The organism is Kitasatospora sp. NPDC096140 (assembly GCF_040303045.1).
GTDB lineage: Bacteria > Actinomycetota > Actinomycetes > Streptomycetales > Streptomycetaceae > Kitasatospora.
In genome coordinates, this window is the sequence record NZ_JBEOUW010000007.1 from 215,576 (window position 1) to 226,788 (window position 11,213).

The 11,213-nt window shown below is 72.0% G+C and carries 9 protein-coding genes; 6 read left to right on the forward strand and 3 right to left on the reverse strand.

Features of this window, described 5'->3' with window-relative positions; translation table 11 throughout:
• Positions 1–31: 31 nt before the first annotated feature.
• Positions 32–922 carry a LysR family transcriptional regulator gene (locus ABT048_RS09685; RefSeq protein WP_350520781.1) on the forward strand — a complete coding sequence of 297 codons (891 nt, stop codon included), beginning with the start codon at positions 32–34 and terminating at the stop codon, positions 920–922.
• 154 nt (positions 923–1,076) lie between these two features.
• On the opposite strand, the gene ABT048_RS09690 is transcribed toward ABT048_RS09685, so the two are convergent.
• A complete protein-coding gene (locus ABT048_RS09690) occupies positions 1,077–1,559 on the reverse strand; it encodes a hypothetical protein (protein WP_470330257.1) in 483 nt (160 codons plus the stop codon).
• Between the two features lie 596 nt (positions 1,560–2,155).
• Here ABT048_RS09690 and ABT048_RS09695 point away from each other — a divergent pair.
• From ABT048_RS09695 to melC2, 3 genes are all read left to right on the forward strand, one after another.
• Positions 2,156–4,372, forward strand: coding sequence for a SpoIIE family protein phosphatase (locus ABT048_RS09695; RefSeq protein WP_350520840.1), 2,217 nt, complete (start codon positions 2,156–2,158; stop codon positions 4,370–4,372).
• Between the two features lie 501 nt (positions 4,373–4,873).
• The gene (gene melC1, locus ABT048_RS09700) at positions 4,874–5,269 is read left to right on the forward strand and encodes an apotyrosinase chaperone MelC1 (protein ID WP_350520783.1); all 396 of its coding nucleotides are present in this window, start codon (positions 4,874–4,876) and stop codon (positions 5,267–5,269) included.
• 50 nt (positions 5,270–5,319) lie between these two features.
• Entirely contained in the window at positions 5,320–6,147 is an 828-nt protein-coding gene (melC2, locus tag ABT048_RS09705; RefSeq protein ID WP_350520784.1) for a tyrosinase MelC2, read from the forward strand.
• 117 nt (positions 6,148–6,264) lie between these two features.
• On the opposite strand, the gene ABT048_RS09710 is transcribed toward melC2, so the two are convergent.
• Positions 6,265–7,167, reverse strand: a complete 903-nt coding sequence (locus ABT048_RS09710; RefSeq protein ID WP_350520785.1) for a LysR family transcriptional regulator — start codon at positions 7,165–7,167, stop codon at positions 6,265–6,267.
• Positions 7,168–7,266: 99 nt separating this feature from the next.
• On the opposite strand from ABT048_RS09710, the gene ABT048_RS09715 reads away from it, so the two are divergent.
• Positions 7,267–8,013: an SDR family oxidoreductase gene (locus ABT048_RS09715; protein ID WP_350520786.1), complete on the forward strand. Its 747-nt coding sequence runs from the start codon at positions 7,267–7,269 to the stop codon at positions 8,011–8,013.
• Positions 8,014–8,141: 128 nt separating this feature from the next.
• On the opposite strand, the gene ABT048_RS09720 is transcribed toward ABT048_RS09715, so the two are convergent.
• Complete coding sequence (locus tag ABT048_RS09720) at positions 8,142–9,143, reverse strand: LacI family DNA-binding transcriptional regulator (RefSeq protein WP_350520787.1); 1,002 nt, start codon at positions 9,141–9,143, stop codon at positions 8,142–8,144.
• Positions 9,144–9,362: 219 nt separating this feature from the next.
• On the opposite strand from ABT048_RS09720, the gene ABT048_RS09725 reads away from it, so the two are divergent.
• Positions 9,363–11,099, forward strand: a complete 1,737-nt coding sequence (locus tag ABT048_RS09725; RefSeq protein WP_350520788.1) for an amidase — start codon at positions 9,363–9,365, stop codon at positions 11,097–11,099.
• Positions 11,100–11,213: the final 114 nt, after the last annotated feature.

Consider the following 11,213-nt stretch of genomic DNA (forward strand, 5'->3'; position numbering starts at 1 on the left):
AAATCGTGCTTATGACGGGGGGTTCGGCAGCATGGAAATGCGCGAGATCGAGATATTCCTGACCTTGGCGGAGGAGCTGCACTTCGGCAGAGCAGCCGCCCGGCTGCACCTCACCCAGGCGCGGGTCAGCCAGGTGATTGCCCGTCAGGAGCGGCAGATCGGCGGTCTGCTGTTCGACCGCTCCAACCGCCGCCAGGTCCGCCTGACCCCGCTCGGCCGGCAGCTGTGCGCCGATCTGCGGCCGGTCCACACGCACCTGCGGGACAGCCTCGAACGTGCCCGGTTGGCCGCCCGCGGCAGGACCGCACGTCTGCGGGTCGGCATGATGCCCTTCAACGTGCCCGACCTGCACCACTACTGGGAGGGGTTCCGCTCCCGCCACCCCGAGTGGGAGCTGCAGATCCGCAGGGCGCCGTACGTCGAACCGTTCGAGCGGCTCCGCGACGGCGACATGGACGTCTTCGTCACCTGGCTACCGGTGGACGAGCCCGATCTCACCACGGGCCCGGTCCTCTTCCACGACCCTCGTGTGCTGGCCGTCGCCGCGGACCACGAGCTCGCCGGACGACCCCAGATCTCGGTCGAGGCGCTGGGGGACTTCGGCCATGCCATGCCCCCCGCGATGCCCGACTTCTGGGAGGACGGCTACCTCTCGTTCTACACGCCCCGGGGCAAGGAGATCGAACGCATCGAGTCGGCCACCAACGCCGATGAGCTGATCCATCTCGTCATCACCGGCGAGATCGTGCACCCTTTCCCGTCCCACGTCACCCGCTACTGGTCCATGTCCCATGTGCAGTTCGTCCCCATTCCCGAGATGGGGACGATTCCCTACGGCCTGGTGTGGCGCCGCGACACCGAGAACGAGCTCATCCGGGCCCTCGCCCGGACCGTCCGCGACATCGGCGCGCTGCACTTCTGAGCGCATCCGTACGCGTCCGAGCGCATCCGAGCGCAGGCCGACGCCGGCTGCCGGTGCTCCGGCAGCGGTCCGGTGTGGTGCCGCGGACAGGATCCGCAGGACACGCCGCGGGTGCCGGCGCCCCCGTGGGAGCCGGCACCCGGGGTCGGCGGCGTCAGTAGACGAGGATGTCCCAGTGGCTGCCCTCGTTGCAGTACAGGTTGCCCGAGGCGGCCTTCCACTGCGGGTAGCCGTCGCCGCGGTAGCCGATGTAGGTGAAGCTGTTCTGGATGTAGCCGTCGATGCAGGAGCTGCGGGAGATGTCGACCTTGTAGCCGTTGTAGTGGCTGTAGGTGCCGGAGGCGTGGCCCACCTCGGTCCCGCCCGTGATGTTGATGGCGCAGCCGCTGGCCTGCTTGAGGGTGATGACGGCGCTCACCGTGCCCGAGTTGATCTGTTCGAACGAGGTGCAGGTGGAGTTGGACCTGGTGGTGCAGCCACCGCTGGAGCTCCAGGTGATGCCGGCGTTCCTGAACTGGGCGGCGGCCGTCGCCTGCGACAGCTTGGTGCCGCTGGCGCCGGCCGTGGGCGCCGAGAGGGCGAGGCCGGCCAGGGCCAGGGCGACGACGGTGGCGGCGGTGCGTGGCTTCATCTGCATCTCCCGGTGAGTTGGTGTTCCTCCGACTCGACCTCCCGCCCTCCTGCCGCGCCCCGGTGGGCGGGCGGGAGGGCGGGAGGTCCGGTGCCGGGCCCACGGAACCGGCCCGGACGAAAGGGTCGTACGCAGTGCTGTGACGCGGCCGTGCTGTGACGCGGCTGTGCTCCGGCGCGAGCGCCGGCATCGCACCAGGATGGCCCACCGCTGTCTATGCGAGTAGACCCCGGTCTGTGAATTTCGCGTGACGGGGAGCGGCCGTCGATGCATCATGACGGAATCCGTTGGCCGGGGCTTCGCCATTGACATGTCTCATAGCGGTTTCTGTCGCCGCCAGGTCACTGCCGCAGGGCTGAGCAGGCCCAAGCCACGCGGTAATTGGTCATTTATGACCTTCTTCCGGAAATATTGAAATGTCAGCAGCCAATTGCGGACATAGGTAAGCGCCCGGAGTCCTGATGCGCTGGGGTGGAGCAGCACCGCCGGTACGGCAAGGCAAGGGAGCAGGCGTGGGCGACGTGGTGGGCCGGAGACCGGACGAGGACACGGCTGCGGGCCAGGGAACGGGCTGCCGGGGTGTCACGACGGCCGTCGGGACGGTGGAGGAACGTTTCCGTTCCTTGTTGGAGGCGGCGCCGGACGCGATGGTGATCACCGACGACGCGGGGACCATCACCCTGGTCAACGCTCAGACGGAGGCCCTGTTCGGATACCCGCGCAAGGAACTGCTCGGACGCTCCGTGGAGTTGCTGGTGCCCACCCGCTTCCGGGACCAGCACCACCGGCACCGCGACGAGTACGCCGCGAACCGGCAGGTCCGTCCGATGGGCGCAGGACTGGAACTGCACGGCCTGCGCAAGGACGGCACCGAGTTCCCCGTCGAGATCAGCCTCAGCCCCCTGGAGACCGCGGACGGCCTGCTCTTCTCCGCCGCCGTACGCGACGTCAGCGACCGCAAGGCCGCCGAAGCCCGCTTCCGTGCACTGCTGGAGGCGGCGCCGGACGCGATGGTGATCACCGACGACGCGGGGACCATCACTCTGGTCAACGCCCAGACGGAGGCGCTGTTCGGATACCCGCGCAAGGAACTGCTCGGACGCTCCGTGGAGTTGCTGGTGCCCACCCGCTTCCGGGACCAGCACCACCGGCACCGCGACGAGTACGCCGCGAACCGGCAGGTCCGCCCGATGGGCGCAGGGCTGGAACTGCACGGCCTGCGCAAGGACGGCACCGAGTTCCCCGTCGAGATCAGCCTCAGCCCCCTGGAGACCGCGGACGGCCTGCTCTTCTCCGCCGCCGTACGCGACGTCAGCGACCGCAAGGCCGCCGAAGCCCGCATCAACGAGCTCGCCGCGCTGGTCGAGTCCTCCCAGGACGCCATCCTCGCCAAGACCCTCGACGGCCGCATCACCTACTGGAACGCCGCCGCCCACTCCCTGTACGGCTACACGGCCGCCGAGGCGCTCGGCCGCCATGTGGCCATGCTGGCCACGCCCGAGCACCGGGAGGAGATCACGGCGCTGCTGAAGCGGCTGGGGGACGGCGAGAAGGTCGAGCACTTCGAGACGCTGCGGGTCACCCGCAGCGGCCGGCTGATCGACGTGGACGTGACCCTGTGGCCCACCCGGACCGCCGACGGCACGGTGACCGGCGCCTGCGCCATCGTCCGCGACATCAGCGACCGGAAACGGGCGGAGGCGGAACTCACCGCCCTGTACGAACAGCAACGGCACATCGCCCTCACCCTGCAGCGCAGCCTGATGGGCACCCCGCCCGCCATCCCGGGCCTGGCCACCGCCAGCCGCTACCTGCCCGCCACCCAGGGCGCCGGGGTCGGCGGCGACTGGTTCGACCTCATCCCCCTGGGCGCCGGCCGCGTCGGCGTCCTGATCGGCGACGTCATGGGCCGCGGGCTGGAGGCGGCCGCCGTCATGGGGCAGCTGCGCTCCGCCGCCCACGCGCTGGCCAAGACCGGCATGGAACCCCGCCAGCTGATGCAGGCCCTGGACGCGGCCGTCACCGACCTGGAGCTGCCCGACCAGCTGGTCACCTGCTGCTACCTCGTCATCGCCCCGGACACCGGCGAGGTGACGATCTGCTCGGCCGGGCACCTGCCCGTCCTCCTGGCCGCCCCCCACGAGACCATCCGGGCACTGCCGGCCCCGGTGAGCGCCCCGCTGGGCGTCGGCGGCATTCCCCACCAGCAGGCCTGTCTGGCCGTACCGCCCGGCGCCACCCTGCTGCTCTACACCGACGGCCTGGTCGAGATCCCCGGCGGCGACATCGAGGCCCAGATCACCGAGCTGGTCGCGACCGTCGGCCGTGCCTTCACCGGCAACGGCGGACTGGAGGCCGTCGCCGACCGCGTCCTGTCCGCCGTGCTGCCCGACACCGACGGCCACTACGACGACGTCACCCTCCTCCTGCTGCAGCTGCCCGCCGCCCCGCTGGCCACCGCCACCACCGACCTGCCCACCGTTCCGTCCTCCGTCGGCGAGGCCCGCGTCTTCCTCACCAAGACGCTCACCACGTGGGGCTGCGCCGAACGGACCGACGACGCCTGCCTGTTGCTGTCCGAGATCCTCACCAACTCCGTCCAGCACGGCCAGGGGCCGATCGAACTGCTGCTGCGCCGCACCAGCACCGAACTCACCGTCGAGATCGGCGACCGCAGCTCCCAGCTGCCCCACCCCCGCCTCGCCACCAGCGACGAGGAGTCCGGCCGGGGGCTCATCATCGTCGACGCCCTGGCCGACGGCTGGGGCGTCCGCCCCAGCGGCAGCGGCAAGACCATCTGGTTCACCCTCCAGCTCTGAGCGGCCCGCCGGAGGTGCGCACGCGACCGCCGCGCGGCCCTGGGGCCCGCCTTCGAATCCCGACGTCGGCCCGCAGGCGGGGGTTCGAGGACGGGCCCTGTCAGCAGGTCCGCGGCCGCCTGCCGCATCGCGCCATCCTGTTCGTGTAGCGATCGTCACAAGGGGTGCGTCAACGCCGCAGGCCTTGCGGCGCGGTGGCCGCCCGGGCGAAGGATCTTCGGTTTCCGCACGCGGGACTCCCCCCGAACCGAAGCTCTGACTTCTGTAGAAGATGCAACATCTTTCACACGACCGGCTTGAAACGATCACTTTCCCCTCCCAGGCCGATCACACATCCGAGCTGTTCGCTCACGACTGGTAGGAATGATTCCGAGCGGGCCGATCGCCACCGGACCGTCCTGACCGGCGCCGACGACGCGTCCGGCAGTCGACGCTGCCGACCGGTCCGCCAAAACGGGGGCACTGAAAGTTCTTCACATTTTCCACCTGGGGGGCACAGCCATGTCCGAAGACACCACCACCACCGAGATCACCCGCCGGCGGATGCTGCAAGGCGCCGTCGTCGCGACGGCCGTCGCCGCCGGCGCGGTCGCCCTGGGCCTCACCGGCCCCGCCGTCGCACCCGCCAACGGCGCCGACACGGAGGGCGGCGACAGCTTCGACGAGGTCTTCCGCGGCCGCCGCATCCAGGGCATGCCGATGTCCGGCGACGGCCACCACGCGATGAGCGGCTACATGGTGCTGATCGACGGCCGCGAACTGCACATGATGCGCAACGCGGACGGCACCTGGATCAGCGTCATCAACCACTACCAGACCTTCACCACGCCGCGGGCGCTGGTCCGGGCCGCCGTCGACTCCCTGAACGGCGCCGACCTGGCCCCGCTCGCCGCCTGACTCCCGACCGCCATCCGGCCTCCGCACCGACCACCCTCGAAGGAAGAACCATGGCAGTCCGCAAGAGCCAGTCGACCCTGACGCCCGCCGAGAAGCGCGCCTTCGTCAACGCCGTCCTGGAACTCAAGCGCCGAGGTGCGTACGACGCGTTCGTCAGCACCCACAACGACTTCATCATGAGCGACACCGACTCCACCGAGCGCACCGGCCACCGCTCGCCCTCCTTCCTGCCCTGGCACCGCAGCTTCCTGCTGCGCTTCGAGCGCGCCCTGCAGGAGATCGACGCCACCGTCACGCTCCCGTACTGGGACTGGACCACCGACCGCACCCCGAACTCCTCGCTCTGGGGAGCGGACTTCCTCGGCGGTGACGGCACCGGCACCGGCGGCCGGGTGGCCACCGGCCCGTTCGCGCAGGGCTCCGGCAACTGGACGCTCACCGTCCGGCCCGACAGCCGCAACTACCTGATCCGCCGACTGGGCCAGGGCGGCCAGGACCTGCCGACCCGGGCCGACGTGGACGCCGTGCTGGCGATCGCCACGTACGACGCCGCGCCGTTCAACAGCGCCAGCGCGGGCTTCCGCAACAGCCTGGAGGGCTGGGCGGGCGTCAACGTGCACAACCGGGTGCACGTCTGGGTCGGCGGCACCATGAGCACCGGCATGTCGCCCAACGACCCGGTGTTCTGGATGCACCACTGCATGATCGACCGCCTGTGGGCCGCCTGGCAGAGCCGCCACCCGGGCCAGGGCTACCAGCCGGTCCGCAGCACCAGGAATGTGGTCGCCCTGAACGACACCATGAAGCCGTGGAAGGACGTCACCCCGGCCGACCTGCTGGACCACACCAAGTTCTACACGTACGACAACGCGTACTGATCCGGCCGGTACGGCGTCGGGGGCCGGAGCAGTGCACACTGCTCCGGCCCCCGGCGCCGCCTCGGCCTCGGTGTCCACCCGGGGGAGCAGGGATCCGGCACCAGCCCGCCGTTGCACTCAGGCGACCGGCAGTTCGTCGTTCTCCCGCCGGGAGGCTGTGCCGAGCACGGTGCGTGCGACGTCTTCCAGGGATCCGAGCAGCGGGTTGGGGTCGCCAGCGCGCGTGACGAGCACGACCTCGCAGGGGTCGATGTCGACGACGGGCACCATGACGAGGTCCTCGCGCGCAGCGGCGCGTCGGTCGCCGGCGGGGAAGATCGCGACACAGTGGCCGGTGGCGACGAGTTCCAGCTTGTCCTCGTAGCTGTCGTCGTTCGCGGGCGCGGGTGGTGCCGGGCGGTCGCCGACCGGCCTGGGCGTGCTCCAGAGAACCGGGGTGCTGACGCAGGCCACCAGTTCCTCGTCCGACAGAGCCCGCAGGCTGACGGGTTTTCCGTCCGCCAGGTGATGACTCGCCGGCATGACGAGCACCCGCGACTCCTCGTGGAGCCTGGTCACCCGGAAACCGTCCGCGGGAAAGGGCAGGGGTCCGTAGGCGACGAGGGCGTCGAGCCGCCCCTCGGCGAGGGCGTCCGTGTCCCGCCAGTCGAGGTGCCGGGTGCGCACCCGGCCGTCGGGGTGCCGGCGGCGCAGTTCCTGCACACAGGCGGTGATGACCAGCCCTTCGGCGTAGCCGACGGTGATACCGGGGGACCGGCCGGCGGCTCTGGCCGCGTCGGCGGCGTACTCGGCTTCCTGGAGCAGTGTCCGGGCCCGGGGAAGGTAGGCCTGACCGGCGTCGGTGAGGCTGCTGCCCTGCGGCGAGCGGTCGAAGAGCCGGACACCGAGCTGAGCTTCCAGCCGCTGGATCTGACGGCTCAACGACGGCTGCGCCACGTGCAGCTTGGTGGCGGCGCGGCCGAAGTTGCCGTACTCCGCCACGACCGTGAAGTAGCGCACGAGCCGCAGATCGACGTCCATGCGCCCAGGGTACGTGGCGTGCCGCCATGCGCCCGGGGCATGACGGCATGCGGAACAGGTCTTGGACACGGTGTGCGGGTGGACATTTGGCTGGAGGGCATGACCACTTATGACGGCAAGAAGATCGTGATCACGGGCGGAAGCAACGGCATCGGCCTGGCCGCGGCCCGGTTGTTCGCGGACGGTGGGGCGCACGTCCTGATCACCGGCCGCACCAGGTCCTCCCTTGACGCCGCCGTGGAGCAGTTGGGGAAGAAGGCGATCGCCGTCCGCAGCGACGCCGCGTCCCTGAAGGACATCGAGGCGCTGGCCGACACGGTCCGGGAGCGGTTCGGCACGGTGGACGCGCTGTTCGTCAACGCCGGCGTCACCGCGTCCGCGCCGTTCGACTCGACGACGGAGGAGATGTACGACGAGCTGTTCGGCATCAACGCCAAGGGCCCGTACTTCACCGTGCAGGCGTTGGCGCCGCTGATGCGCGAGGGAAGCGGCGTGGTCCTCACCACGTCGGTGGTGAACGTCCTGGGCCTCGACGCGCTCAGTGTCTACTCGGCGAGCAAGGCAGCCCTGCGGTCGATGACCCGCACCCTGGCCCGCGAGCTGCTCCCGCGCAAGGTGCGCGTCAACGCCGTGAGCCCCGGCCCGATCGACTCGGGCATCCTGGACCGCTCCTCGCTGCCCGCCGACGTCGTCGAGGCGACGAAGGACGGCTTCCGCAGCACCATCCCGATGCAGCGGCTGGGGACTCCCGAGGAAGTGGCCGCCGCGGTCGCGTACCTGGCGTTCGGTGCGACCTTCTCGACGGGAACGGAGTTCCCCGTCGACGGCGGAGCTTCGCAGCTCTAGGCGCTCTGACCGCACAGGTCCGCCGGGGCGTCAGGGCGCAGCGGGGAGGGGGTGCCCGCCCCGGCGGGCGCCCCCTCCCCCGGTGTTCGTGGCTGACGACCGGGGCCGGTCCGCCCCCGGGGGCGGGTTCAGGGTCGGCCGGTGGTGGATGCGCGGATGTTCAGGGCCCAGTCGTGGCGGCGTACGACGCCGGGCTGTGCCGTGCCGGCCAGCAGGTCGCTGAGCAGGGCCGCGCAGGCGCGCCCGTACTCCGCGGCGCGCAGGTCGACGGCCGTGACCGGGGGGCTCGAACCGCGCGCTGCCGCGCCGTCGACGCAGACGGCCACCAGCAGGTCGGTCCCCGGCTGCAGGCCCGCGTGGGCCGCGGCCGCGAGGACGCCGGGCACCGCGCCGTCGGGGGCGCACACCACCGCGTCCAGGCCCGGGACGGTGGCGATCAGGTCCGCGGTGGCGGCCTCGGCCTCGGCCGGTGTGGCCGCGAACGGTACCGTCCGCACGACCACGTCGACGCCTTCGCGTCGGCTCCAGTCGCCGGCTGCGGCCCGCAGGGCTGCCGCCCAGTCGGAGCCGGGCCCGGGGGCCAGCAGGGCCGGGCGGCGGGCTCCCCGCTCGGCGAGGTGGTCCAGCAAGGCGGCCAGCGAGGCGGCGTTGTCGCACACGACGGCACCGCTCGGCGCGACTCCCCCGCCGAGGTAGCGCTCGCCGGTGACCACCGGCACGCCCGCGTCCAGCAGGTCCGGGACGGACGGGTCGTCGACCTCGGGGTCGATCACCAGCAGGCCGTCCACCCGGGCGGCGAGTCCCCCGCCGGACGCCGTGCCGGGCGCCAGCAGGACGAGGTCCAGGCCGTCCTCCCTGGCCCGTTCGACCGCGCCGAACGCCAGGTTCATGTAGTAGTCCAGGCGGGTGGCGGTGCGCGGCAGGTGGAGGCCGATCGCGCCGGTGCTGGAGCGGCGCAGGCTGCGCGCCGCGGTGTTCGGCCGGTAGCCGAGTTCCCGGGCCACGTCCAGGATGCGTTCGCGCGTGGTGCCGGACACCCGGCCGGAGCCGCCGAGCGCGTTGGAGGCGGTGCTCTTGGACACTCCGGCCGCCCGGGCCACATCGATCAGGGTCACGGGGCGGCTGGTCACAGCCCGGAAGTCTAGACGCAGCCCTGCGCCGATCTCCTGTTCCGGTCCGCCGCTCCCTTGCTGGAACGTTCCAGCACTGCGTAAGGTGCCCGTACCGGAACGTGCTGGAACGTTCCAGCACACGGCTGCCGACCTCGTGCAGGACGGCTCGCACGACCGCCCCGCCCCGCCCCGCCCCGCCCCGACCCGACCCGACCCGACCGACCAGGAGACACCCGCATGACGCGCGGATTCGATGTTGTGGAGACCGGTATCGCCGAGCTGCGTGCGGCGCTGGAGAAGGGCGAGACCACCGCGGTCGGCCTGCTCGACGCCTACCTCGCGCGGATCGACGCGTACGACCGGCCCGGCACCCCCACCGCACTCAACGCGATGGTCGTGATGAACCCGGATGCCCGCGCCGAGGCGGAGGCCTCCGACGCCCGCCGTGCGCGCGGCGAGACGCTCGGCCCGCTCGACGGCATCCCGTACACCGCGAAGGACAGCTACCTCGCGAAGGGGCTGACGGCGGCGGCCGGCTCGCCCGCCTTCGAGCACCTCGTCGCCCAGCGCGACGCCTTCGCCATCGAACGGCTGCGCGCGGGCGGGGCCGTCCTCATCGGCCTGACCAACATGCCCCCGATGGCCAACGGCGGCATGCAGCGCGGCGTGTACGGCCGCGCGGAGAGCCCGTACAGCGCCGACTGGCTCACCAGCGCCTACGGCTCCGGCTCCTCCAACGGCTCGGGCACCGCGACGGCGGCGTCCTTCGGCGCGTTCGGCCTCGGCGAGGAGACCTGGTCCTCGGGCCGGGCGCCCGCGTCGAACAACGCGCTGTGCGCCTACACGCCCAGCCGCGGCGTCATCTCGGTGCGCGGCAACTGGCCGCTGGTACCGACCATGGACGTCGTCGTCCCGCACACCCGCACCATGGCCGACCTGTTCGAGCTGCTCGACGTCATCGTGGCCGACGACCCGGAGACGCGCGGTGACCTCTGGCGCGCGCAGCCGTGGGTGCCGCTGCCCGCGGCGTCCCGGGTGCGCCCCGCCTCCTACCCGGCGCTCGCGCCCGCCGACGCGCCGGCCGCACGCGCCTCGCTCGCCGGCAAGCGCGTCGGCGTCCCGCGGATGTACATCAACGCCGACCCGGACGCCGGAACGAACCCCGAGGGCGGCATCGGCGGCCAGACCGGCCGGCCGATCGACACCCGCCCCTCGGTGATCGCCCTGTGGGAGGCCGCCCGCCGCGACCTGGAGGCCGCCGGCGCCGAGGTCGTCGAGGTCGACTTCCCCGTCGTGTCGAACTACGAGTCCGACCGCCCCGGCGCGCCGTCGCTGTTCACCCGCGGCCTGGTCGGCCGCGACTTCCTCACCGTCGAGATCGAGGACCTGTCGGCCTGGGCGTGGGACGACTTCCTGAGCGCCAACGGCGACCCGCGGCTCGCCGGCCTGGCCGAGGTCGACGGTGCCCGCATCTTCCCGAAGCAGGAAGGCGAACTCCCGGACCGCTACGTCGGCTTCGACGACTCGATCGGCGACTACCCGCGCTTCGTGCGCGAGCGCCCGTACGCGTCCTTCACCGACATGCCGCACCTCGAAGAGGGGCTGCGCGGGCTGGAGGAGACGCGCCGGGTCGACCTGGAGGAGTGGATGGACGGACTGCGCCTGGACGCGGTGGTGTTCCCCAGCGTCGCCGACGTCGGTCCGGCCGACATGGACGTGAACGAGGCCTCCGCCGACCTCGGCTGGCGCAACGGCGTGTGGGTCGCGAACGGCAACCTGGTGCCCCGTCACCTCGGCATCCCGACCGTGACCGTGCCCATGGGCACCATGACCGACACCGCCATGCCCGTCGGGCTGACCTTCGCGGGCCGCGCCTACGACGACAACGCCCTGCTGACCCTCGCCGCGGCCTTCGAGGCGACGGGCAGCCGGCGGACGGTCCCGTCGCGCACGCCGCGACTGTCCGCGCAGTGACGCGCCGGCGGGGGGGGGGGGCGGGCGGCGGGGGGGGGGGGCCCCGGGGGCCCCCCCCCCGCGCGCCCCCCCGGGGGAGTGGGGGGGGCGCCGGCACACAGCCCGCCCCAGGGG